Source organism: Sporosarcina sp. P12(2017) (genome assembly GCF_002743035.1).
Classification (GTDB): Bacteria; Bacillota; Bacilli; order Bacillales_A; family Planococcaceae; genus Sporosarcina; species Sporosarcina ureae.
Genome location: NZ_PDYL01000016.1, coordinates 30,804 through 53,825, shown reverse-complemented (window position 1 = coordinate 53,825; position 23,022 = coordinate 30,804). Strand labels below are relative to the sequence as shown.

The following is a 23,022-nucleotide window of genomic DNA, read 5'->3' as shown; positions in this document are numbered from 1 at the left end:
CCGTAACGTGGTTTATTGTTTTTTTCTATAAAAGAATGTATCTACTGATTCAAAGTTATATTTTTCAGGATTGAATATTTGTTCTGTGCTTCCAACGAACAGAACACCACCAGGTTTAAGTGCTTTGGAGAAGTTGGTGTAAATCTGATCTTTCGCTTCTTCCGTGAAGTAGATCATCACATTACGGCAAACGATCAAGTCATAGTTCGTATCATAGCGATCTTCCAGCAAGTTTTGCTGTTTGAATGTAACGGTCTTCTTAATATCTTCTACCACTTGATAGGAAGCACCTTCTTTTATGAAGAACTTATCGACGATTGGCTTCGGCACCTCTTTTAATGCACGCTCATTGTAAAGACCAACTTTGGCACGATTCAATACGCCCATATCTAGATCTGTGGCGTAAATGGAGATATCACGCAACGGAAGGTAGGATGATAGAACCATAGCAAGTGAGTATGGCTCTTCTCCGGTAGAACAAGCTGCGCTCCAAATTTTTAATCGAGTATTCTTTTCCAGTAATTGAGGAAAGATTTTCTTCTCCAAGACGTTCCAACGTATGGCGTTGCGGTAAAATTCTGAAACATTAATCGTCATGCGGTCCAAGAATTCTTCCAATAAGTCTTTGTCCGTTTGAATAGCTACAGAGTAATCTTTAAAATTACGAAAGCCTTTCTTTTCATATAGTGAAGTGAGTCTCCTCTTCATCTGGGCTTCTTTATACAAAGACAAATCAATCCCGGTTTTCTTTTTGACCCCTTGAATTAACATCGAATAATCAGACATTTCACAACCCCCTGTTGCCTTTTCTTTCTTATGTACGTTCTCATTATAGCGGAAAAAGTATGTTGTATGTATAAGAAAAACAGCCATGCGAAATTCGCTCGGCTGTTTTTGGCGATTAATTAATCCAGTTGTTCACTGTTTTGTCATAAGTCACAAGCTCTTCTTCTTTAAAGAACAAGTTAATCTCGCGGCTTGCTGACTCAGCTGAGTCTGAACCATGAATAATATTCTTGCCTACTGTTACAGCGAAATCTCCACGAATAGTTCCAGGAGCTGATTCTTTTGGATTCGTTGCACCCATCATTAAGCGAGCAGTAGAGATTACGTTCTCGCCTTCCCATACCATTGCGAAAACTGGTCCAGAAGTGATGAATTCTACAAGTTCTCCGAAGAATGGACGTTCTTTATGTTCTCCGTAATGTTGTTCAGCAAGTTCTTGAGAAATGTTCATTAATTTCCCGCCAACTAATTGATATCCTTTGTCTTCGAAACGACCAACGATTTCACCTACAAGGTTACGTTGTACGCCGTCAGGCTTTACCATTAAAAATGTTCTTTCCATCTCTTAAACACTCCTTCGATCTTCTATAGGGATAATCCCTTTTAAATCGTAACATTGACGCCTTTTTCTTTCAACTATTAACAAACATCGTCAATATTTTCGTTGACCGATAAAATCAGCAATTTGAGTCAAAGCTTTCTTCGACTTTCCATTCGGCAGACTTTCCAATTCCTTCAGTGCTTTGATCAAGTACAAATCACTTACATGCTGTGCTTTTTCGATAGCACCACTTTGTCGAATATAGCGAAGCATCGCTTGTCTATCCGATTCTTCCATCACCCCAGTAAACGCACGTTTCATGTAGGGCTTGAATTGTTCATCATCTTTTATGTATAAAACAGGCAATGTAATATGACCATTTAATAAGTCGCTTCCTGCCGGTTTCCCAAGTTCTGCATCTGTTGAAGTGATATCCAAGATATCGTCGACGATTTGAAATGCCATTCCAGTGAAATACCCATATCTCTTGAGTTTTCGTACAGTTTGCGCATCCGCATCCGCACTAAGTGCGCCGAGTTCACAACTGGAGGATAGCAGTAAAGCTGTTTTTCGCTTAATACGTTTCAAATAGTCGCGCAGATCTTGATCGGTTTGTTGTTGGAAATCAATTTGGATGATTTCCCCTTTACATATCTCAAGCATCGTTTCTGCGAGAATCTGATGAACAGGTGCTTTCTCGATATTACCAATAGATGTCAGCGCTCGTGAAAAGATGAAGTCCCCTGCATACATGGCTACCCGATTGTTCCACTTCGCTTTAACAGTTTCTAAACCGCGCCGCATATCAGAATCATCAATTACATCATCATGGACAAGAGATGCCATATGGATCAATTCAAGGGATACTGCAATTTTCGCAGCGTTTTCCAGCGAATACGTTCCGAATTGAGCAGCCATTATAACGAAAATCGGCCGGATTCTTTTTCCACCTGCTTTTAATAAATGCAAGGAAGCCTGACGAACAATGGGAGAAGAGGATTGCACGGAACGCTCAAGCTCTTTTTCAATATAGGACATATCTTTGCGGAAATCCGTATAAAGCGACATCAACTTAATTTTTTCCAACCCCATTACCTTCTCCCGTGTATTCATTATTTGTAAGCGATATGGCCTGCCGCCGCACCGCCACTGTAAGACTTATACGAAACTTCTTGATATCCTGCATCGACAAAAAGCTGTGCTAGCTCTTTCATGCCTGGGAAATCATTTGCTGATTCTTGAAGCCAAGAATATTCTTTATAGCTCTTTGCAAACAGTTTACCGAATAACGGCATAATGTATTTGAAATAGAAGCGAAACCCTTGACGATAGACAGGTATTTTAGGTTGAGATGTTTCCAAACATACTGCCATTCCACCGGGCTTTAACACGCGTCGCATTTCTTTTAATACAGTCAAGTAATCAGGAACATTGCGAAGACCAAACCCGATCGTCACATAATCAAATGAATTGTCCGGAAATGGAAGTGACATTGCGTTACCTTGAACCAACGTAAGATGCGGATAAGGTGCTACTTTGTCTCTGCCGGAATCCAGCATGTTGGCACTGAAGTCTAAACCGACAACTTCACCAGTAGGTCCTGTAGCTTGAGCCAATGCGACAGTCCAATCTGCAGTACCACAGCAAACGTCAAGTGCTTTAGCACCCGGCTGTACATTCATGCGTTCCATGATATCGTTCCGCCATTTTATATGTTGATTAAAACTGATCACGGAATTCATTTTATCATAGTCTGTCGAAATTTTTTCAAAGACGTTATGAACTTTTTCTTCTTTTGAGACCGCCACAGTTCGTCCCTTCTTTCCTCACTTCAATTTACTTCCTCATTGTTTCGTCATTTTCTGCAACTCGGCTATTACTTCAGTATGTAAATAAAAGCTGTTCTCTAATCTGTCGTTCAGCTGTTGTTGTAACTGATCGATCCAATCTTGTGTATCATGCGTATTCGGCACTAGATGCGGAAATTTCATCCGATTCAAATCATGCCGTCTGCTGTCAAGCAACCAGACGAAAGGAAAGACCGTCTCTACAATGTGTACGTAGCGACTAAAACCAAATGATTCGAAGAACTTCACAATACACGCACTTTCCACATCAGCGATTAACTGCAACCGCTCTTCAACAGTTGTCGGCGGTGCTTGAAGCAATGTCGTCTTGCATTCATTGACTCTGCCGATAGCTGATGACAAAGAACGAATGAGATGGAAGTTCGGAATCGACGCCAATAGCTTATAGTGAATACCGCTGAAGTGATCGCCCGCAAGGACCATCAACTGCTGTTCTTTGGATGAAGCATCGACGATATCGATTTGATCATGGACGTCAAAAGCCGTATGGATGGCACCGATGGCCAACGCTGCGGTTTGCATCTCATCTGTCCACTGCTCTCCGTTAAGCAAAGGCAATAGGAGCAACGAAGCTTTTCGCCTGTCAATCGGAGCATGTCCGACATCTCGTTCGACCACTGGCTGATAAATAGCGCGTCGCAAATGGTGTATATAATTGTCGACTTGGTCAGTGAACCCTTTTGTTTCCATCAGTAAGCTCCATTCCCGTAAGGATACGGTCATTCTTTTTCTTCGCTCGCAATTACGCCGTGAGCTGTATGAATTTCAGCTTCTCCCCGAATCTTAATAGCGGAGGTATGCTCGGTAAACTGCGCGATCATGACTTCTCCTCTATCTAGCTTTTCGGTATGGTGAAACTTGGTGTCATTGCCTCTCGTGAGCCCAATGACATTCACTCCATCTTTTTTCGCCTTGATAATCAGATAATCTGGTTGTGTCATTTTCGCATCTCCAGTCTATATATAATCCTAATGATAGCATATACAGCAAGCGCTCGGCAAAGACCTTAGTTCGTTCTAATAAGAGATAAAATTTCAGCACGCTTCACGTCATCATGTTCATAGATTCCTCTAGCAACGGTCGTGATAGTTTTAGCTCCCGGCTTCTTAATGCCTCTCATCGTCATACACATATGCTCAGCTTCGATGATGATATAAACACCATGGGGATTCAACTTTTCCATCATGGCATCTGCCACACTGGATGTGATGCGTTCTTGCAATTGTGGACGACGCGCTGCCGTTTCAACAGCTCTTGCCAACTTACTCAAACCAGCAACTACTCCATTACGCGGAATATAGGCTACATGGGCTACACCGAAAAATGGCACTAAGTGATGCTCGCACATAGAATAAAATGGAATATCTTTCACCAAGACGACTTCGTCATGATTCTCATGGAATACTGTATCGAAATATTCTCTTGGATCTTTATTTAAACCTTCAAATACTTCTTGGTACATTTTGGCCACACGTTTTGGCGTATCAAGTAATCCTTCACGAGTCGGGTCTTCACCGATTGCTTCCAAGATCATCGTAACAGCCTGCTCTAATTTATTTATATCTTGCTCTTTCATAACAGCATGTCCTCCTTGTTGGAACAAAACCTATTTCCCCAAAATACTAGCACATTCCATTCATTCCGTATAGTTACTTGTACTTCCTTATGTATACCATTAAAAAAACGGAAAGGAGTCCATCCATGGCCATCTGATGAACAGATTCGCTGGACGGACTCCTATGTAAAATCTCAAATTATTTTACTGCGTCTTTAAGTGCTTTACCTGCTTTGAAAGCTGGAACTTTACTTGCAGCGATTTCGATTTCTTCACCTGATTGTGGGTTACGTCCTTTACGTGCAGCACGCTCGCGTACTTCGAAGTTTCCGAAACCAATCAATTGAACTTTATCACCGTTAGCAAGAGTCGATTGAATTGTATCGAATACAGCTTCAACAGCTTTAGTTGCGTCTTTTTTTGTTAGACCTGCCGCTTCTGCCACAGAGTTAATTAATTCTGTTTTATTCACACCGTTCACCTCCTCTCAAAGGGGGATGCTATTGCTGTTAACACTGTAAAAAGAGTAACATAAGAAAAACTGCGGTGCAACAATATTATCGTGCTTTTCCTTTATTCACGGCATTTCAAGCGATTTTGATTGAAAAGCATAGAAAAAAGACCCGTTTTTGACGGATCTTTCATCATTCCAATCTACATTTTTTCGTTATTCTCTAGCTATTTCACCTTACACAATAAAGGTAATCATACCTTTATTTCCATCATTCACCATCTGTTCAATCGTTTCACGCAAGCGTTTTCTTGCTCGATCTGGAACTGCCGCGGTCTTATATCGGATACTTTCTTTCATGACTTCATGAAGTGGTGTGCCAAATAATTGTGTTTCCCATAATGCTTCCCGATCATGTAAATAGGCATTTTTCAATTCTTTTAACAAGTGATGACTATGGAATTCAGAGCCGATCAATGGAGCAAATTCCGCTTCCATATCGATTCGTATAATATGAAGTGAAGGTGCTTTCGCTTTCATTTTCACACCATAAAACGTATCTTGTTTAATTAATTCAGGAGCAGTTGGCTGGAAATCTTCAATCGATGGCAACGCTACGCCATACCCTGATTTTTTCGCAGTATCGATTGCTTCTGCATACATATCATACGATTTTTTCGCCTTAACTGCTTCTTGAATGAAAACAAGCCAATCTTTTTTCGAGCGCATTTCCGTCCCCATGAACTCTTCACACACATTAACAAAAGCTTGCTCATCCATATCAATTTTGACGATCGCACGCCCTTTACCTGCATCAACTTCTACTACTTCCGCTTGTCTAACAAACTCTTCTTCTTGCAATAACTCTGCAATTTCCTGAACTTTACGAATCTTAGAGACACCGAGGAATCCGTCTGTAATTAGCTGATCGATCCGTGCATTCAGCTTGTGGCTATCCCCTAGTTCCTCCATCCAGTCAGGACGTTGTAGCTCAATATCCGTGATAGGGAATTCATAGAGCGCCTCTTTAAGAATAAGCTGAATCTCCGCTGCATTGAGCTGGTCCGCACTAATAGCAATTACGGGAACACCATACTTTTCATGTAATTGCTGTTTCAGTTCCAATGCTTTTTCATGGGCAGGCATTTTAGAATTTAATACAATGACGAACGGCTTGCCAATTTCTTGCAGTTTCGAAACAATTTCTTTCTCAGCGGCTTCAGCGGCTGCGCGTGAAATATTGTTCACCGTGCCGTCCGTCGTCAGCAAAATTCCAATTGTGGAGTGATCACGAATGACTTTGTCCGTTCCGATGCGCGCCGCTTCCTGGAACGGGATCGGCTCATTGTGCCATGGTGTATGGACGTACTTCGGTCCATCCTCATCCTCATATCCTTTAACGCCGTCTATGACGTAGCCTACACAGTCCGCTAGGCGAATTTGGAATTCCAGTTCGCCATCCCCGATTGATACGCTTGTGCCTTGGGCAGGTACGAATTTAGGTTCTGCAGTCATAATTACGGGACCTGGTGAACTTTGGGGAAGTTCGTCTTGTGCGCGTATCCGATCGTTGGCATCCGTCATGTTGGGGATTACAACTTCCTCCATGACTCGTTTGACAAATGTGGATTTCCCTACTCGAACAGGGCCTACCACGCCTATATAAATATCGCCGTCTGTTCTTCTAGCTAAGTTTTCGTATAGTTCTTCTTTCATCATTAGCCCTCCTTTTTCTCCGCATTGTAGCTTATGAAATAGAAAAACGTTTCATGCATAGATGCATGAAACGTTTTTGGGTAATGCTACTAATTTAGTTAATAAACTTTGTAACGGTTCGGGATTGTTACTCCAGATGGGAACGCTTTCTGGAGGGCCCGCGGTGAGCCCGCTAGTCACTGCGTTCCTTTAGCGGTCTCACCTGTCAGGCTGATCCTCCCAGAGTCGTCCCATCTTCCGTACCAATCCTAGTTATATTATGGTGACAGTTTGTATCATTCTTTGAAATATGTAAAATTCAAATGCTAATACATGAGGTCACCCGCAAATTAGCGAACGTTATTTCTTCATAAACACAGGTTCATTGTTTTCGTCTACAGTGTATGGCAAGGAGTATGCCGGGAGGACTAGGGAGTCTTCGTATAGTAGGTAACGGATGTCTGTGCCTGGTTCTATTTCTGGCTTTTGTTCCATCAAGATCTTGTTGAGGTCGATGGAGTAGTCTACGTAGAAGTTTCCGTCGCCGCCTACTACGATAGGCAGGTGGGCGTCAGAGTATGGGCTTTGGACGGTTAATGGTTCTTTGAAGCCCATTTTCTTGAAGTCTACTGCATAGACGTTGTCGCCAACTGGATCTAGGAATGGAAGTTCTCCATTGATAAATTTGCGCAAGTTTAAGTCACGCAGTTTTTCAGTAGTACGCAAGTCGACTAACTTAACTGTAGGATTTTCTTCTACATCTATAAGAACGTACTGGAAGATGCCACCGTTTTCGAATGCGTTAGACGGAATCTTTTCAGTAAAGTCCGGAACGATTTTCGAGAACTCGATTGGATATTTGATAAATTGATCGGTTTCTTGATCGCGTGTTTTAATTGGTAATAGGCCGCCTGATTGTTCTTGGTAGCGCTCTACAGCTTTTTGAATTGTTTCTTGCAGTTCAGGATACGGTGTTTCACTTGCTTGCTTTTCTTCAGGCGGTCGACCGCCACAAGCAGACAGTATGAGTCCGCAGATCATGACTGAAAGTAAAAGTAATCGTTTATTCATAAGTTTACGCGCCTCCTGTCGGTCCGTTGAATACTAAATAGACCATTGCGAAGAACGACGAAATTAATAGTGTATAGGCAATAATTGCAAATAGAATTTTTACTACACGGTTTTTCATTTTATATCGGCTCAAATAAATCAAGCCCATTGAAATGACCATGAATCCCATTGCGTAAAAAGATAGCCACATTTTATCTAACGAGGACAAAATTGTCACCCTCCTACTGTTTAAATACCGAAAAATGTATCGATTTCTTGTTTCTTACCACGGGTCATTAATTGATCCACAGCTTGTTTAGGTGGAACCCCACCAAATAGTATGGAATATAAAGCTTCTGTCAATGGCATGTTGACATCAAACTGCTGTGCCAACTGAAACGAAGCCTTTGTAGTACGCACACCTTCTATCACCATACCCATTTCTTCGGTCACTCTTTCTAGAGACTGACCTTTTCCAAGTAAGTTTCCTGCGCGCCAGTTTCTTGAGTGAACACTTGTACATGTAACGACCAAGTCACCAAGTCCCGTTAATCCGGAAAATGTTTGTTGATCCGCACCCATTTTGACACCTAGACGCGTGATTTCTGCTAGACCTCTTGTAATAAGAGCAGCCTTTGCATTATCACCGTAACCAAGACCATCGGAAATTCCAGCAGCCAAAGCAATGACATTTTTCAATGCCCCGCCAAGCTCCACGCCGATTACATCTTTATTCGTATAGACACGGAAATAATTGCTCATGAATAAATCTTGTATCTGTTCTGCTGCTTCCATGTTGCTTGAAGCCACCGCCACCGTTGTTGGATGTCGAAGTACGACTTCCTCCGCGTGGCTCGGTCCAGACAGCACTACAATAGCTTCGCGTAGTGTTTCATCAATTTCCTCTGCAATAATTTCAGAAATCCGTTCCAATGAATCCGGATCAATTCCCTTGGAGACATGGACAAATATAGCCGGTTCAGTTAGTAATTCCTGTATATGGCGACACGTCTCGCGCATCGCAACGGTCGGTACAGCCAGTATGATCGTTTTCGCATGCTGAACCGCCACGTTTAGTTCACTAGTAGAGTTAAGGTTTTCGGGCAGCTTCACATCTGGCAAATACCGATTGTTCGTGTGCTGATTATGAATTTCATCCGCTTGTTCTGCACGTCTTGTCCAAATTAAGCTGTCATGTCCATTTTCAGCCAGCACAACAGCGAGTGCGGTTCCCCAACTGCCTGCCCCAAATATAGAGACTTTTTCCATTACCTCCACCCTTTCTGTTTGCGTAGTTAGCTTCTTGCTCTTGTGATTAAGCGGATTGGTGTACCTTCAAATCCAAAAGCTTCACGTAATCTGTTTTGTAAAAAGCGTTCATAAGAAAAGTGCATAAGTTCTGGTTCGTTGACAAAGACCACGAATGTCGGTGGCTTCACAGCAACTTGTGTTGCATAGTAAATCCGCAAACGACGTCCTTTGTCTGAAGGTGCAGGATTTCTAGCTACTGCATCTTCTACTACCTCGTTTAAGACACTTGACTGAATGCGCATTGCATGATTTTCGCTGATCAATTGGATATTGGAGAATAATGTATGCACACGTTGCTTCGTTTTAGCTGAAACAAAGAAAATAGGCGCATAATCAAGGAATCTAAACTGATCACGAATATCATCGATGAAGTTATTCATCGTCTTATCATCTTTTTCAAGCGTATCCCACTTGTTGACGACAAACATGACACCTTTTCCTGCTTCTTCCGCAAAGCCAGCTACACGTTTGTCCTGCTCACGAATACCTTCTTCTGCGTTCATGACAATCAATACAACGTCAGAGCGATCAATCGCTTTTAAGGCACGTAACACACTATACTTCTCTGTGTTTTCGTATACTTTCCCTTTTTTACGCATTCCGGCAGTATCGATAATTTTAAATTCTTGCCCTTCTACTACTTTTGTAGAGTCAATCGCATCTGTTGTCGTTCCAGCGATATCGCTAACGATCACTCGATCTTCACCAAGTAACGCGTTAACAAGTGACGATTTTCCAACATTCGGACGTCCAATTAAACAGAACTTGATGGAATCATCTTCCTCTTCCTCTAAGTTCATATCTTTAAAGCTCTCTGCGACTGCGTCCAATAAATCACCAAGACCTAGCCCGTGTGATCCGGATAGTGGATATGGCTCGCCAAATCCAAGTGAGTAGAAATCGTAAATCATATCTCTCATTTCTGGATTATCTACTTTATTCACTGCCAATACGACAGGCTTATTCGTTTTATACAGCATACGTGCAACCTGTTCATCTGAATCTGTCACACCATCTCTACCATTCGTCAAAAATATGATGACGTCCGCTTCTTCAATGGCGATTTCAGCCTGCATACGGATTTGGTCAAGTAATGGCTCATTACTCAGTTCAATACCGCCTGTATCAATTAAGTTAAATTCATAATTCAACCAATCTGCTGCGCTGTATATACGATCTCGCGTTACACCGGCAACGTCTTCTACGATAGAAATACGTTCGCCTACGATCCGGTTAAAGATTGTCGACTTACCGACGTTTGGTCTTCCTACTATTGCTACTGTTGGTTTTTTCATTTTCTTTCATTACACCCTTCCGACCTATCTTTGAATATTATACACAAAAAGAATGATGATGCATATGAAAGCATCATCATTCCCGTTACGCTAATTTATCATTTGTGGCTAGTTTATCACATTCTGAAGATTATTTTTGGAATTTCTTCAGTTGATCGCCGATGACATCCGCTAAAGAGAAGCCAGTTGTTTCTTCAGGCATTTCATAACTAAAGTTTTCTTCACGTGCTTCTTGAGGCTTTTCGATAAGATCTTTAATGCTCAATGAAATACGTTTTTCCTGTGGATTTACGTCTAATACTTTTACTTGTATAGACTGTCCTTCTTCCAAGACTTCTTGTGGTGTACCTATATGCTCATGTGCAATACGTGAAATGTGTACGAGTCCTTCCACGCCAGGCAAAATCTCAACGAATGCGCCATATGCTACAAGTCGTTTTACCGTACCATCCAGTACAGAGCCGACTTCTGCCTTTTCTTCGATGTTTTCCCATGGTCCAGGCAATGTATCTTTAATGGATAAAGATACACGTTCTGCATCACGGTCAACAGACAATACTTTGACTTGGATTTCGTCTCCTTCTTTCAACACGTCAGACACGCTTTCAATATGTCCGTGTGAAATTTGAGAAATGTGCACCAAACCATCTACACCACCGATATCAACGAATGCGCCGAAAGAAGCGATACGTTGTACTGTACCATCTAAAATGTCACCTTCTTGAATCTCAGAAAGTGCAGCTTCTTTTTTCTGCTCGTTCTGCGCTTGGACAACCGCACGGTGAGACAAGATCAATCGATTCTTTTCTTTTTCCATTTCCACGATTTTAAATGTCATCGTACGTCCTTTATAATTATCAAATGATTCAACGAAGTGATCTTCTACTAAAGAAGCGGGAATAAATCCGCGAACGCCAAGGTCGACAACCAGTCCGCCTTTCACTACGTCCTTTACTTCTGTTTCGATGATTTCACCGCTTTCAAACTTCTCTTCTAATGAATCCCATGCATTTTCTGCATCTACTTGGCGCTTGGACAAGACGTACGCCTCGTCTTCCACTTTAGTAATCGCCAATTCTAATTCGTCACCGACTGAGACTGCATCTGCTGCTTTTTCAATATGCAAGCTAGAAAGTTCACTGATCGGAATCACGCCGTCAAAAGGAGCACCAGCGATTTCAACCGTCACCGATTTCTCTTCAACCTTTGTCACTACACCCGTTACGTGTGCACCTTCACCGTATTCTTTAACTTCATCCATATTCATCTCTTCAGTCATATGTAGCCCTCCTCCATAATGAATCCTATCTCTATATTATGCGAATTGAGACTTAAAAACAAAAAATTACACTTATTCTTTTATTTGTACTGTTCTATCAACTTAGATATCTCTGCCATAATCGCCTCTGTTACTTCTTCAGCAGATGCTTTTCTTTCACGATAAGCCGTCATATCCATAGCTTCTCCATACACGACTTTTAGTTGCGAAAAGGCTTTATACGGTCCGATGATTGCACAAGGTACGACTTTCGCGTCTCCACCTTTTAACGCAAAGAATCCTGCGCCTGCCAAACCTTTTCCAATCTCTCCCGTTTTGCTTCTAGTTCCTTCAGGGAAAAGGCCTACCACTTTGTCTTCGCGTAATAGTTTAATGGTTTTACGGAATGCTTCTCGGTCACTCATGCCACGTTTTACAGGATATGCCTGTACTTTTGGCAACAACGTTTTCAAAACTGGCTTATCAAATAGCTCTTCTTTGGCCATAAAATGCACCGTTCTCGGACATGTAATACCGACTATAGGCGGATCTAAATTATCTATATGATTCGTACATAAGAGCACGCCGCCTTGTTTTGGGAAGTTTTCTTTGCCGATTACCTTAATTCGATAAAGCGGATAGCAAACAGTACTAATCAAAAATTTGCCAAGTGGATATAAATTCATTGAGATAACCTCTTTTCGGCATATTCGACAATACTATTCGTCACTTCTTCTATTGTCTTCCCTGTTGTGTCAATTGTAATCGCATCTTCTGCTTTTTTTAATGGAGAAATTTTACGTTCGCTGTCCGCTTGGTCTCTCTCGCTAATTTCCCTTTTCAATGTTTCATAATCCGACTTCATTCCACGCTTCTGTTCTTCTAGTAAACGACGCTCTGCACGCTCTTCTACAGAAGCTGTCATGAAAATTTTTAATTCCGCTTCAGGTAAGACGGCAGTACCTATGTCCCTGCCATCCATTACAACGGAGGATTCTGCTGCAAGATTTTGCTGTTTAGCGACCAAGAGATCACGGACAGATGTCAAAGCCGCTATCGCTGAGACATTGGTCGTTACTTCGTGCGAACGTATCGCATCGGTTACCTCTATACCGTCTAGCAAAACTTTTTGCACTTGTTCATCCGGTTGCAATTCAATTTCTGTTTGCGCAATCAATCGTGTGATTTCTTCCTCATTGCATGGATCTATGGCGCTTTGAAGTACTTTGTAAGTAATGGCACGATACATGGCTCCTGTATCGATATACGTATATCCTAATTTTTTAGCTACTAATTTAGCAATTGTACTTTTACCTGCCGCTGCCGGTCCGTCAATTGCGATTCTCATTCCACCTGTCATGATGAAAACCCCTCCATTTACGCCTTTATTGTACCATAAGCAAAAAGGAAAAGTCTGCTCTTGACAGACTTTTCCTTTAGCTATTTCGTAATTCTAACTGTCGTTCAAAGCAATAGCGAATAATGTGTTGTCGATCTTTGTCGTCTATCTCATCAAACGTGAAAGAGCTTAGTCTGCGCTTCTCGCTTTCCCAGTTTCTGACTACTCTCGCTTTACATGAAACATATTTGATTTCTGTCTTCGAGAAATACAATACGATCAGTAATTTCACTTCTGTATTTTGTGTGAAATAATCATGATCTTTCATATTGACTGCTAATCCGCCAGCGCTGAGATCCAACGATACCAATTGCAACGACGTGGAGTCTGCCTGTAACGCCACGTCCAACGACGTATCGACACGAACAAATTCTCTTCTTTGGATCTTCATCAAGTTCTGATCACCAGGATATTTCAGCTTAAGCATCGGTATCGTTTGGTTGACTCGACTATGCACCTCGGTACGAAATGCGTACGACATCTTATACTGATCTACGAATGTAACGAGAAGCTGTGTACCATCTATGAAGAATGCTGTTTTGCCCGTCATCATGTTGATAGGGTAATCCATCATGAAGTGCTCTTCACCTTCGATATCCACTACTCGACATTTAAATTTCTCCGATTCCTCGGTATAATCTTTTTCTAATGTTAATACCGTCCCGATACTTAGTCTCATTTCTCCACCTGCCATTCGTCCTATACTTTCATTATGTCATGTGGAGTAAATTTTTCCAATCCTTTTTTATTGTTTTTCTGTCGTAATGACTTCTAACGTCTCCGTGTCAACGAGAATCTTGTACGTCTCCAAATTTTCTTCTCCAGAAACGATTGTTAAATAATGCGCCAAGCGTTGCTCCTTTTGACTATTTTCCACGTACGCAAGCTCCTGAGCCATTACTGTAACATCCGGTCTAAAGAACGTGTGCCACTCCGCTGTACGAATAGGCTGTGGTTTCGGCTGTTCTTTACGAATGTATTCAGACGCATTCAGACCGATCACTTCACCGTTGTCTTTTGCTAATTTGATATGAATCGGGTCTGAGAATACTTTGGCATCATTTTCAGGAGACACCCGAACGTAAACAAAGTGCCATGCGTTATCATTTTCTCTAGCCTCTTCTAAAACCAGATCCTTATAATCCGCCTTCTGTAAAAATTCATCAGCCATTTTCTCTAACTCTTCATATGATACTGTCGGCTTGCCCATGCGACGCTCCACGAGATACGACAGAACATGTCCACCTTTTTCAGTTAAATCTAAATAGCCGATTGAAGAGTTTTCCGCAAAACGAATATGGTAAAACGGATATGGCGCACCTTTTCTACTTTTTTCCGCTGCAATGATATCATTTGACACACTCGGGAGAAGCTTTTTGAATTTTTGAATCGCCTCGTCCTCGGTAATTTTCTTTTCTTTAATATTACGCAACTCTTTTTTCTTTTCTGCATCAGACTCACTTGCTGTTAAAGGAAATACTGCTTCTGTATATTCCATAACTGACTCGCCCATTTTCGACCAATTCGCCTGACCATCGGGTGAGTCACGCAATTTTTTCTCCCAGTTGCTCATGGACATTCTTCTTGAAAACATATTTTTTGTCGCCAACTGCCATTCACTTGTCAGTTCATTCAAATTTTCTGAAGCACGCTTCATCACACCATAATATTCATCTGGGTCACCTTGTTCTGTAGATTCCTTTGCAAAATTCCCTAACCGTCCTAAGTAATTCATCCAAGAAGTAGAGAAACTTTCATCTACAGGAAGTGAGGAAATAGATGATTTGATGTCTGAAGATAAACGCCAAATATCTTCCCGTTCTTTTGCAGAACTTTTCTGATCTTCAAAGAGTAACGACTTATTTACTGCTTCTTCCAACTCGCCAAGTTTTTGCGAGGCATCTGTCATACTTTTAGAGTATTGACCATTTAACGCAATCGATAAATCTTCATTTTCACGCACCGTTCCAAACGTATATATCCCCAATACAATAAATGCATAGGTCAGTATGAAAATCATTTGCTTCATAATAAGCTAGGTCCTCCTTTCTTTAGTCACAAAATATGTGTAGACCGATTTTCTTTATTTGCGGTCTCGACCAAATCCATTTACTAGTAGCCGTTATTGGATTGAAATAGTAAATTGCGTTTTCTGAAGGATCCCAGCCGTTGATTGCATCGATGACCGCTTCTTTCGCGCGCTCATTCGGAGTCAGCCAAATCTGTCCATCCGCAACCGCAGTAAACGCTCCTGGTTGAAAAATGACGCCACCAATTGAATCAGGAAAATCTGCATGTTCGACCCGGTTTAAAATAACCGCTGCTACCGCCACTTGTCCTTCATATGGCTCTCCACGAGATTCACCATATACTGCATTGGCCAATAAATTAATATCTTGATCGGTATATTTAGGTGGTGCTTGCATTTGGGTTTGCGACTGCTTATGTGGCGCACTTCCCTTTTTCACTTGCGATTCCAGCGACTGACCACCGTAATAAGTAAATTGGTGTCCTTTAGCTATCTGTCCTTTTACATATTTTTCATCGTAATCAGAAATTCCTTTCAACTTCTTCTGGGTTCCTTTACCTGCAATTCCGTCAAGCGGTAATCCGTATTGCTCTTGGAAATTGCGTAATGCCCAGTAAGTTCCAAATCCGAAATTACCATCGATTTCTCCATGATAGAAACCGATATATTGAAGCCTTGCTTGCAACTCAATGACATCGTCTCCTTTTGCACCTTTAGCCAAATCACGTCCACTGAATGCTTCACTATGACTCGCAAAGAAAGAAAACATCATGATGCCTGCCAGTAATAAAAATAGGAAGCGTTTTGTAATTCGCTTCATCGACATCCACCTCCAATAAATTATGCTTCCTTGTAGTTTGTCCAATATTCAGTATTTTATAAGGCAAAAAATCCGTCTGATTTCCTCAGACGGATTTCTAAAAGTTTGATTAATTTCTTTTTCTAAATTGTTGCATCGCAAAAGTGTGCGCGTACTTCACTCGCGTCAGCCCGAACCACCAAAGGAACAACATGAAAGGGATTATTAAATAAAGCCAATAATCATAGGTAAATAAAATCGAATTGTAGAGTACATGAAGCAAGAATGGCGCCAAAAATGCAACGGTGATCCATTTCGCTTTTTCTGACACTGCAGAAAACTTAGCTTTACCAAAGTAATATCCCATGACGACACCAAATAACGCGTGACTTGAAACTGGTAATAACGCACGAATAAAAGCTGTATCCAAACCGAAAGACAGTAAATATAAGATATTCTCCACTGTAGCGAAGCCGAGCGACACACTTGCTCCATATAAAATTCCATCATAGGCATCTTCAAATTCGGTTGTTTTATATACAAGAATAAAAATAATAATCCATTTAAAAAATTCTTCTAAACTGCTCGTAAATAACACATTGCGAAAAAAATCATTAGTAAATACGTGCTCTTCTTCAAATACATGCTGGATAAACAAAATGGGAAATGTCATGATTGCACCGTAAATGAATGCATGGAATAGCGTCTTGGATGGCTCCTTGGCAATTTGTTTACGTAAATACAAATAACTGAAAAGTGCCAGCGCCGGCGCTATTGCGACTGTCAGTAAAATAAACATAGGCGCCTCCTCATGTCGCTAGTATATCACATCCTATACGATGAAAGCCGCCTGACTTAAAAGGCAAGCGACTCATCCATTCACTTATTTTGTGCAATACATTGCGCAATCATTCCGCCATGGAAACGACCATTTTCGATGAAAATTTCATTAGCATTATTACCTGCTGCAATGACACCTGCGATGAATAAATTAGTAACGTTCGTTTCCATCGTATCTTCATTGAAAACAGGCCGTCCTGATTGTTCATCAACATCAATACCTATTTTACGTAAAAATGCATGATCTGGATGATAACCGATCATTGCAAAGACATAATCGCTTTCAAGATTAAATGTAGTTCCTTGCTGATTGACGGTAACCGCTTTTTCAGTAATCTTCGTTACACACGCGTTAAAATGCATATCGATTTGACCGTTACGCACTAAACTATCAAAGCCCGGCAATATCCAAGGCTTCACACTTTTCGAATACGTTTCATTTCGATAGACGACAGTTACATGCGCACCTGCACGCTGTAATTCCAGCGCTGCGTCGACAGCGGAGTTTTTCCCACCAATGACTGTCACTTTTTTATTGAAGTACGGATGTGCTTCTTTGAAGTAATGGTAGACAGTAGGCAAATTCTCTCCTTCGACATGTAAACGATTCGGTTGATCATAATATCCTGTTGCCACTACGACATATTTCGCATCATAAACCGCTTTATTCGTTGTCACGACAAATCGACCATGCTGTTGATCTATATCTTCTACTCGCTCATGACTGTTAATCTGCAAGTTTTCGATTTGCGCAACAGTTCTATAATAGACTAGAGCATCATTACGCTTTGGTTTATCGATAGCTGTAATGAACGGCGTCTTGCCTATCGATAATTTCATACTGGAACTAAAAAATGTTTGGTGAGTCGGATAATTATAAATAGAATGCACGATATTTCCTTTTTCGATCACCACTACCGACAAACCTATATTTTGTAATTCAATTGCCGCCGACAAGCCACATGGACCGCCACCGACAATTACTGCATCTACAGAATTCATGATATCTTCTCTCCTATTTTTTGCGTTCTAGTAATGAACTTCCACGACATGACATTCGGGTTTTGCACCGAAACGCAACGGCACCATCGTCGTTCCATAGCCATTACTAATTAATTTCGCGCTGTTTCCCGTCGTCTCGAAACGACCAAGGTCTTGCATACCCCAAGGTCCCAGTCTAATCTGGCCTCCATGTGTATGGCCGGCAAGAGATAATTCCGGTTGCAACTTTTCTTCAAACTTTCGAAAATAGGAAGGATTATGTACAGCCAGGATTAGATGATCATATCCTTTTGCAGAATCCACGGCCTGATCAATCTCTACTTTCCCGTTATTTGGATCTTGCAGCCCACATATACCGAAACATGGATGGTTCGGTATCGATGCAGTACTGTTAACCAGCACTTTCCCACCAACTTGTTCCATTACACGTAGTATATTTTCTGTACCTACTTCTTGGTCATTATTGCCGAAAATATAAAAAATTGGTCCTATCGAAGCGAGTAAGCGCATGTTGCGTTCAATTCGCTCAATTGGCACGCCACCTTCTGCCACGTCTCCACCGACGATCACTGCATCAATAGAACGCGTACGTAAATCATTAATCAGCCACTGAGGAATACTGCGCCTGTGAATATCCGAAATAAAGAACACGTTCAATTTATTAGTTGGAGTGGAATTAATATGTAACATATGTGTAAGCACACGATTCCGATGGGCTAAGGCATACATATACGTCAGCATAGTTGTCGCTGACAAAAAAACTGATAATCCCGCTATTCGAACCTTTTTCATTAGTCAACTCCCATAGAAAAAAGCAAAGCGTCTACTTTGCTTTTGTAGTAGTAATTTTCATTAGTAGTATAGCAAGAATCCAATAAAATCCCTAACCATTTTACTGCACGTAGGAAACGGCATGCATGTAATCTGTCATGGCCGGGTAAAACCCAACCGATAACTCGACTTTTTCAACAGGCACTTGATCGGGAACGTCAGGAGAATAGAGATCCGATAATACATAGAGTAGTATAACAATAGGTATTAAAGTAAAAATCGCCAGAAAAATATTGATGACTTTCACACGACCATATTGCTCCTCTTTCTTCTTTCCGTGTACTTCAGCACGAGAAGGAAGTTTATCGAAAGGCACTTTTTCTTTAATCTCTCTTCGCTGCTGTTCAAAATCCATTTTATACTGTTCGTTTAACATGTCTAATTTCTCCTTCACACCGCATAATGTCTGTTGCTATTATATGATGTAATTCCTTTGTTCATCCGTGAAAAGTACGTCCGCTTACAAACTCTTCTATCTCTATTATGCCGAATTTTGTCTAAAAAGTAAATACAGACAGATTGCATCAACCTAATAATTGATGCAGTCGTTCGCGCCATTGTAACACTTCAACTACTTGTTCAGTCGATGTTTCCGACTTAATCAGCCAGTCGTCATCAAGATTTTGACAGTTTGAACAGCAATCCGCTTCTGCAGGTGAGGTGTTTTCACCAAAAAACTGCACTAATATTTCTCGCAAACAGCTATCACTTTTTACATAGCACTCCATCTCCGCAATTTGTTTCTCTTTCACTTGATATATTTGGTGAATTTGTCGAATGACATTTTCAACATCAGATTGCTCCAAATAATAATCAAGTAAACGACCGGCAACTTCGGATAGTCCAGCTTGTTCAGCAGCCAATTGACTCCCAGTACCTGATTGCAGTAAAGAATGATAATAAAGAGTTTGCTGTTCATCTGGCAGATCTTCATAGACTATGAACTTCACTTTCTGAATATCCCGCTCACTATACAGAAGAGTGGCCGCGGCTTTTTCCCCGTCACGGCCTGCACGTCCTACTTCCTGGATATAAGCGCTTGGCGTAGCAGGTAAATGCTCATGAATAACTTGCCGAATATCATCTTTGTGAATTCCCATGCCAAATGCATTGGTAGCACAAATCCACTCGAGTTCACCTTGTACAAATTGTTGTTGAATTATGGATCGTTCATCCTGCTCCTTGCCACCGTGATAGCTGGCTGTCGGAATTCCAGTTTCTCGGATCATTGCCGCGAGTTCATCCGCACGTTTCCGTGAAGCTACATAAATAACACCAGGACCGATTGTCGTAGCAAGCCTTTGTATAATCCACTCTGTTTTTACCCATTCATTATCCATATGCATAACTCGATATGATATATTCGGACGATCGATCGACTGTCGTTCGATGTGAGGATTTCTCATGTGTAAGTAAGTTGTAATATCTTCCACTACTTTCTCATTCGCAGTAGCAGTTAATGCCAGTACTGGTGCTCTTTCTAATACTGAGAATAATTCCTTTAATCGTAAATAGTCTGGCCTGAAATCAAATCCCCACTCTGAAATACAATGGGCTTCATCTACTACAAAGAAAGCAATAGGCAATTGTTGAACAAGCTGTCGAACATGTTGCTGCATCACCATTTCAGGCGATAAGAAAATGAATTTATACTGCGCTAAAGTAGAAAGCGCCAATTCCTTTTCCTGCCTCGATAAAAATGAATTGATAGCGACAACCCGCTTCTCTTTATGTTTTCGCAAGTTAGCCACTTGATCTTCCATCAACGCAACGAGAGGAGAGATGATAATCACTGCACCATTGAGCATGTATGCAGGTAATTGATAGCAAAGTGACTTCCCCGTACCCGTCGGAAAAATTGCCACGGCATCTCGTCCAGCTAGCAACTCGGTCATGACTTCTTGTTGTCCAGGTCGAAATGATTCATAACCAAACTTTTGACGCAACACGTCTTGAAGTTCCATCAACTCTCCCTCCTTCCGATCATGATGATTAATCGCAGTTGGAAATACGATAATTCTGGGCACTGCTGTTTCAACAAACGCAAACGTTTAGTCTGCAACTGTTCAACATGACGCCAAACTGCATCTATTTGTTCTTCCGTTACAAAATCTTTATATGGAAAGCCATCCATATTCGCTGCCATTTCAATGAAATGATCTTCTATTGTACTTAATTTCAAATTTCGTAAAGAAGCAATTTGCTCTACCGAATAGCCCCGCTCGAATAGTTTCCGTGTCCGTTCTGCAGATTGAGTCAAATATGTGTCCACTTTACAACCTGCCGCTAATTCTGTCAGCAACGACAAGTTGGGTCGCTGTTGTATGAAATCGAGCATAATATGTAATGCTTCTATATAGTACAATTGTATAGTCTTAACCGGTAGATTTACACTATCCGTCATCTGTTCCCAAGTAGACGCAGTGAGCCGGTACCCCGTTAATCGACTGCTCACTATCATACGTTGTAAATCTGTTAATGAGGAATTAGTTAGCACATGTTCCAATTCTTTTCGCAGTGACGTGGATAGGCTGATCATGCTACTTGATTGATTACGTAAGAACCCTTTGACAAATTGCTGCGTAGGCAACTCCTTCTGGATTGGCATGAACATTGTTTCACTACTGCGTAAATTGGACAATGTCTGAACTAGCAACGCCAACCGTCTGGCGAACTCTCTTTCTCGCCCGCGGTAATTCCAGCCATTAAATCGCCACATTTCGCTACCTGTCGCCATCTGACCTTTTGCTGTCACATAGACGAGTTCATTTATATATATTAGGTCATCCGCTTGCATCCGCTCTAACGCTTGCTGGAATTCGCTTGCTGTCAATTGTGGCAACAATGCATAGTATGATTTGACTTGATAATATTCAACGTCCTGTAACGTCTGTCCCGATCGTTTTCCACGAAGTATATGGTAGACACCTTGCGCTGAACGCTCACCATGGAGACGTTGGAAGATCGTTAATAAGATGGAATCGAAACTCATTTGAGCTACCCCCCCTGAAGAAATAACGTTTTTTTGTTGAAAAGTGATGAAAACAGCTTTAGAATAGAGTAGATACAAAATAGGTTGAGTGAATGGAAGAAGGGAGAAAGACAAATGTCTAGCAAAAAGTATACGATTGTCGATCAGGATACATGTATAGCCTGCGGGGCGTGCGGGGCTGCTGCGCCGGATATTTATGATTATGACGATGAGGGGATTGCATTTGTTATTTTAGATGATAACACGGGAAACACTGAAGTTCCAGAAGAACTGATGGAGGATCTCGAGGATGCATATGATGGCTGCCCTACCGATTCAATTAAAATTGCGGATGAGGCCTTCGAAGGCGATCCATTAAAATATGAAGATTGATTCAATCCCGACAACACTTCCTACTATTGGATGTGTTGTTTTTTAATGCGTTGAATTAATTAATAAGGTTGGCATTAGTATTGGCATGGGGATTTGCATTTGATATGTGAGTGAACTAGATGTATCCACCTTTTATGTAAGGATTGCAACAGAAGATGGCCGCGCTCCCCAGCTGGTGTGGAAATCTACTGACGTTACTATATCAATTTCTCTTCTAGCATAAAAAACGCCAGTCTCCCTAATATTCTGGAAGACTGGCGCATATTTGTTTAGAATGATAACTTCTTTTGTTGCTGGAGAATCCACTTCTCCATGCTTCTATATAACATCAACGTGATGGCTAATAGCATGACACCTTTGATCAGGTTGAACGGTAAGATTCCCAATATGATCATCTGATACAGCGAGTCGCCTGTAACTGCTGGCATACCTAGGAAATATGTGTACATTGGCAAGAACACTAAGTAATTTAATACGCTCATACCTATTGCCATTGCTACTGTACCTGCGATCAAACCTGATGCAAGACCTTTAGCTGAACGATACTTCGTGAAAATCCAGTAGATTGGCATTATGAATAATACACCTGTCACAAAGTTTGCGACTTCTCCTACCGGTACTCCTGTCGGGCTTCCTGATAAGAACCAGTGCATGACGTTCTTCAATAGCTCTACGCCTATACCTGCAACAGGTCCCATCGTCATGATTGCCATAACAGCAGGGATCTCACTAAAATCAATCTTTAAAAATCCAGGCATTGCCGGGATCGGAAAGTTGAACTGCATTAATACAGTTGAAATACTTCCCAATATTGCCACCAAAATTAGCTTACGTAACTTCTTGTTATTCACTTGTTCCTCTCTCCTTTTGCGATTCACTTCAAAAGAGGAAAGGCTGGCTCATCTATTGTTCCGCTAAAAATCCCTAAAGCAAAATATGCTTTAGGGA

At 41.3% G+C, this 23,022-nt stretch carries 27 protein-coding genes; 1 reads left to right on the top strand and 26 read right to left on the bottom strand.

Features of this window, described 5'->3' with window-relative positions; genetic code table 11:
- Nucleotides 1-12: 12 nt before the first annotated feature.
- The 25 genes from CSV80_RS13200 to CSV80_RS13080 all read right to left on the bottom strand — a co-directional run bounded on the left by CSV80_RS13200 (nt 13) and on the right by CSV80_RS13080 (nt 21,702).
- Entirely contained in the window at nt 13-786 is a 774-nt protein-coding gene (locus tag CSV80_RS13200) for a CheR family methyltransferase (RefSeq protein WP_099671101.1), read from the bottom strand.
- Nucleotides 787-901: 115 nt separating this feature from the next.
- Complete coding sequence (gene ndk / locus CSV80_RS13195; protein WP_029053042.1) at nt 902-1,348, bottom strand: nucleoside-diphosphate kinase; 447 nt, start codon at nt 1,346-1,348, stop codon at nt 902-904.
- A 90-nt stretch (nt 1,349-1,438) separates the two neighbouring features.
- On the bottom strand, nt 1,439-2,413 hold the full coding sequence (locus tag CSV80_RS13190; RefSeq protein WP_099671133.1) for a polyprenyl synthetase family protein: 975 nt from the start codon (nt 2,411-2,413) through the stop codon (nt 1,439-1,441).
- A gap of 26 nt (nt 2,414-2,439) precedes the next feature.
- The gene (locus CSV80_RS13185; protein WP_099671100.1) at nt 2,440-3,135 is read right to left on the bottom strand and encodes a demethylmenaquinone methyltransferase; all 696 of its coding nucleotides are present in this window, start codon (nt 3,133-3,135) and stop codon (nt 2,440-2,442) included.
- A gap of 36 nt (nt 3,136-3,171) precedes the next feature.
- Nucleotides 3,172-3,918, bottom strand: coding sequence for a heptaprenyl diphosphate synthase component 1 (locus CSV80_RS13180; protein WP_099671099.1), 747 nt, complete (start codon nt 3,916-3,918; stop codon nt 3,172-3,174).
- Entirely contained in the window at nt 3,915-4,136 is a 222-nt protein-coding gene (gene mtrB, locus CSV80_RS13175; RefSeq protein ID WP_029053045.1) for a trp RNA-binding attenuation protein MtrB, read from the bottom strand. The genes CSV80_RS13180 and mtrB overlap by 4 nt, the downstream gene beginning before the upstream one ends.
- Nucleotides 4,137-4,201: 65 nt before the next feature.
- Nucleotides 4,202-4,771, bottom strand: a complete 570-nt coding sequence (gene folE / locus CSV80_RS13170; protein WP_029053046.1) for a GTP cyclohydrolase I FolE — start codon at nt 4,769-4,771, stop codon at nt 4,202-4,204.
- A gap of 178 nt (nt 4,772-4,949) precedes the next feature.
- Nucleotides 4,950-5,222: an HU family DNA-binding protein gene (locus tag CSV80_RS13165; protein ID WP_037561579.1), complete on the bottom strand. Its 273-nt coding sequence runs from the start codon at nt 5,220-5,222 to the stop codon at nt 4,950-4,952.
- Nucleotides 5,223-5,438: 216 nt separating this feature from the next.
- Nucleotides 5,439-6,917 (bottom strand): stage IV sporulation protein A, encoded by a 1,479-nt coding sequence (spoIVA, locus tag CSV80_RS13160; protein WP_051210463.1) that lies wholly within the window; start codon nt 6,915-6,917, stop codon nt 5,439-5,441.
- A gap of 339 nt (nt 6,918-7,256) precedes the next feature.
- Complete coding sequence (locus CSV80_RS13155) at nt 7,257-7,967, bottom strand: LptM family lipoprotein (protein ID WP_099671098.1); 711 nt, start codon at nt 7,965-7,967, stop codon at nt 7,257-7,259.
- Between the two features lie 4 nt (nt 7,968-7,971).
- Entirely contained in the window at nt 7,972-8,184 is a 213-nt protein-coding gene (locus CSV80_RS13150) for a DUF2768 domain-containing protein (protein WP_369802829.1), read from the bottom strand.
- A gap of 11 nt (nt 8,185-8,195) precedes the next feature.
- A complete protein-coding gene (locus CSV80_RS13145) occupies nt 8,196-9,215 on the bottom strand; it encodes an NAD(P)H-dependent glycerol-3-phosphate dehydrogenase (protein WP_099671097.1) in 1,020 nt (339 codons plus the stop codon).
- A gap of 26 nt (nt 9,216-9,241) precedes the next feature.
- A complete protein-coding gene (gene der / locus CSV80_RS13140; protein ID WP_029053052.1) occupies nt 9,242-10,552 on the bottom strand; it encodes a ribosome biogenesis GTPase Der in 1,311 nt (436 codons plus the stop codon).
- A gap of 130 nt (nt 10,553-10,682) precedes the next feature.
- A complete protein-coding gene (gene rpsA, locus CSV80_RS13135) occupies nt 10,683-11,831 on the bottom strand; it encodes a 30S ribosomal protein S1 (protein ID WP_099671096.1) in 1,149 nt (382 codons plus the stop codon).
- An 80-nt stretch (nt 11,832-11,911) separates the two neighbouring features.
- The gene (locus tag CSV80_RS13130; RefSeq protein WP_099671095.1) at nt 11,912-12,496 is read right to left on the bottom strand and encodes a lysophospholipid acyltransferase family protein; all 585 of its coding nucleotides are present in this window, start codon (nt 12,494-12,496) and stop codon (nt 11,912-11,914) included.
- Complete coding sequence (gene cmk / locus CSV80_RS13125; protein WP_099671094.1) at nt 12,493-13,170, bottom strand: (d)CMP kinase; 678 nt, start codon at nt 13,168-13,170, stop codon at nt 12,493-12,495. Before cmk ends, CSV80_RS13130 begins: the two co-directional genes overlap by 4 nt.
- A 76-nt stretch (nt 13,171-13,246) precedes the next feature.
- Entirely contained in the window at nt 13,247-13,888 is a 642-nt protein-coding gene (locus tag CSV80_RS13120; RefSeq protein ID WP_158231901.1) for a flagellar brake protein, read from the bottom strand.
- A 66-nt stretch (nt 13,889-13,954) separates the two neighbouring features.
- Nucleotides 13,955-15,238 carry a PepSY1/2 domain-containing protein gene (locus CSV80_RS13115; RefSeq protein WP_099671092.1) on the bottom strand — a complete coding sequence of 428 codons (1,284 nt, stop codon included), beginning with the start codon at nt 15,236-15,238 and terminating at the stop codon, nt 13,955-13,957.
- 22 nt (nt 15,239-15,260) lie between these two features.
- Complete coding sequence (gene sleB, locus CSV80_RS13110; protein WP_099671091.1) at nt 15,261-16,058, bottom strand: spore cortex-lytic enzyme; 798 nt, start codon at nt 16,056-16,058, stop codon at nt 15,261-15,263.
- 109 nt (nt 16,059-16,167) lie between these two features.
- Nucleotides 16,168-16,836, bottom strand: a complete 669-nt coding sequence (gene prsW / locus CSV80_RS13105) for a glutamic-type intramembrane protease PrsW (RefSeq protein WP_099671090.1) — start codon at nt 16,834-16,836, stop codon at nt 16,168-16,170.
- Nucleotides 16,837-16,916: 80 nt separating this feature from the next.
- Entirely contained in the window at nt 16,917-17,879 is a 963-nt protein-coding gene (locus tag CSV80_RS13100; RefSeq protein ID WP_099671089.1) for a YpdA family putative bacillithiol disulfide reductase, read from the bottom strand.
- Nucleotides 17,880-17,906: 27 nt separating this feature from the next.
- Nucleotides 17,907-18,671 carry a metallophosphoesterase gene (locus tag CSV80_RS13095; protein WP_099671088.1) on the bottom strand — a complete coding sequence of 255 codons (765 nt, stop codon included), beginning with the start codon at nt 18,669-18,671 and terminating at the stop codon, nt 17,907-17,909.
- 100 nt (nt 18,672-18,771) lie between these two features.
- Nucleotides 18,772-19,086 carry a hypothetical protein gene (locus CSV80_RS13090; RefSeq protein ID WP_099671087.1) on the bottom strand — a complete coding sequence of 105 codons (315 nt, stop codon included), beginning with the start codon at nt 19,084-19,086 and terminating at the stop codon, nt 18,772-18,774.
- A gap of 148 nt (nt 19,087-19,234) precedes the next feature.
- The gene (locus tag CSV80_RS13085; protein ID WP_099671086.1) at nt 19,235-20,674 is read right to left on the bottom strand and encodes a RecQ family ATP-dependent DNA helicase; all 1,440 of its coding nucleotides are present in this window, start codon (nt 20,672-20,674) and stop codon (nt 19,235-19,237) included.
- The gene (locus tag CSV80_RS13080) at nt 20,674-21,702 is read right to left on the bottom strand and encodes a YpbB family protein (protein ID WP_099671085.1); all 1,029 of its coding nucleotides are present in this window, start codon (nt 21,700-21,702) and stop codon (nt 20,674-20,676) included. Before CSV80_RS13080 ends, CSV80_RS13085 begins: the two co-directional genes overlap by 1 nt.
- Nucleotides 21,703-21,816: 114 nt before the next feature.
- Here CSV80_RS13080 and CSV80_RS13075 point away from each other — a divergent pair, with 114 nt between their 5' ends.
- Nucleotides 21,817-22,074 carry a ferredoxin gene (locus CSV80_RS13075; RefSeq protein ID WP_029053065.1) on the top strand — a complete coding sequence of 86 codons (258 nt, stop codon included), beginning with the start codon at nt 21,817-21,819 and terminating at the stop codon, nt 22,072-22,074.
- Between the two features lie 269 nt (nt 22,075-22,343).
- Here the strand turns inward: CSV80_RS13075 and CSV80_RS13070 are convergent, their stop codons facing one another.
- Nucleotides 22,344-22,925: an ECF transporter S component gene (locus CSV80_RS13070; RefSeq protein ID WP_099671084.1), complete on the bottom strand. Its 582-nt coding sequence runs from the start codon at nt 22,923-22,925 to the stop codon at nt 22,344-22,346.
- Nucleotides 22,926-23,022 lie beyond the last annotated feature (97 nt).

What these genes read in the sequence shown, in the direction of transcription:
- CSV80_RS13200 (WP_099671101.1), bottom strand. Translation starts at nt 786, where the DNA reads ATGTCTGATTATTCGATGTTAATTCAAGGGGTCAAAAAGAAAACCGGG.
- ndk (WP_029053042.1), bottom strand. Translation starts at nt 1,348, where the DNA reads ATGGAAAGAACATTTTTAATGGTAAAGCCTGACGGCGTACAACGTAAC.
- CSV80_RS13180 (WP_099671099.1), bottom strand. Translation starts at nt 3,918, where the DNA reads ATGACCGTATCCTTACGGGAATGGAGCTTACTGATGGAAACAAAAGGG.
- mtrB (WP_029053045.1), bottom strand. Translation starts at nt 4,136, where the DNA reads ATGACACAACCAGATTATCTGATTATCAAGGCGAAAAAAGATGGAGTG.
- folE (WP_029053046.1), bottom strand. Translation starts at nt 4,771, where the DNA reads ATGAAAGAGCAAGATATAAATAAATTAGAGCAGGCTGTTACGATGATC.
- spoIVA (WP_051210463.1), bottom strand. Translation starts at nt 6,917, where the DNA reads ATGAAAGAAGAACTATACGAAAACTTAGCTAGAAGAACAGACGGCGAT.
- CSV80_RS13155 (WP_099671098.1), bottom strand. Translation starts at nt 7,967, where the DNA reads ATGAATAAACGATTACTTTTACTTTCAGTCATGATCTGCGGACTCATA.
- CSV80_RS13145 (WP_099671097.1), bottom strand. Translation starts at nt 9,215, where the DNA reads ATGGAAAAAGTCTCTATATTTGGGGCAGGCAGTTGGGGAACCGCACTC.
- der (WP_029053052.1), bottom strand. Translation starts at nt 10,552, where the DNA reads ATGAAAAAACCAACAGTAGCAATAGTAGGAAGACCAAACGTCGGTAAG.
- rpsA (WP_099671096.1), bottom strand. Translation starts at nt 11,831, where the DNA reads ATGACTGAAGAGATGAATATGGATGAAGTTAAAGAATACGGTGAAGGT.
- CSV80_RS13130 (WP_099671095.1), bottom strand. Translation starts at nt 12,496, where the DNA reads ATGAATTTATATCCACTTGGCAAATTTTTGATTAGTACTGTTTGCTAT.
- cmk (WP_099671094.1), bottom strand. Translation starts at nt 13,170, where the DNA reads ATGACAGGTGGAATGAGAATCGCAATTGACGGACCGGCAGCGGCAGGT.
- CSV80_RS13120 (WP_158231901.1), bottom strand. Translation starts at nt 13,888, where the DNA reads ATGAGACTAAGTATCGGGACGGTATTAACATTAGAAAAAGATTATACC.
- CSV80_RS13115 (WP_099671092.1), bottom strand. Translation starts at nt 15,238, where the DNA reads ATGAAGCAAATGATTTTCATACTGACCTATGCATTTATTGTATTGGGG.
- sleB (WP_099671091.1), bottom strand. Translation starts at nt 16,058, where the DNA reads ATGAAGCGAATTACAAAACGCTTCCTATTTTTATTACTGGCAGGCATC.
- prsW (WP_099671090.1), bottom strand. Translation starts at nt 16,836, where the DNA reads ATGTTTATTTTACTGACAGTCGCAATAGCGCCGGCGCTGGCACTTTTC.
- CSV80_RS13100 (WP_099671089.1), bottom strand. Translation starts at nt 17,879, where the DNA reads ATGAATTCTGTAGATGCAGTAATTGTCGGTGGCGGTCCATGTGGCTTG.
- CSV80_RS13095 (WP_099671088.1), bottom strand. Translation starts at nt 18,671, where the DNA reads ATGAAAAAGGTTCGAATAGCGGGATTATCAGTTTTTTTGTCAGCGACA.
- CSV80_RS13090 (WP_099671087.1), bottom strand. Translation starts at nt 19,086, where the DNA reads ATGTTAAACGAACAGTATAAAATGGATTTTGAACAGCAGCGAAGAGAG.
- CSV80_RS13085 (WP_099671086.1), bottom strand. Translation starts at nt 20,674, where the DNA reads ATGGAACTTCAAGACGTGTTGCGTCAAAAGTTTGGTTATGAATCATTT.
- CSV80_RS13080 (WP_099671085.1), bottom strand. Translation starts at nt 21,702, where the DNA reads ATGAGTTTCGATTCCATCTTATTAACGATCTTCCAACGTCTCCATGGT.
- CSV80_RS13075 (WP_029053065.1), top strand. Translation starts at nt 21,817, where the DNA reads ATGTCTAGCAAAAAGTATACGATTGTCGATCAGGATACATGTATAGCC.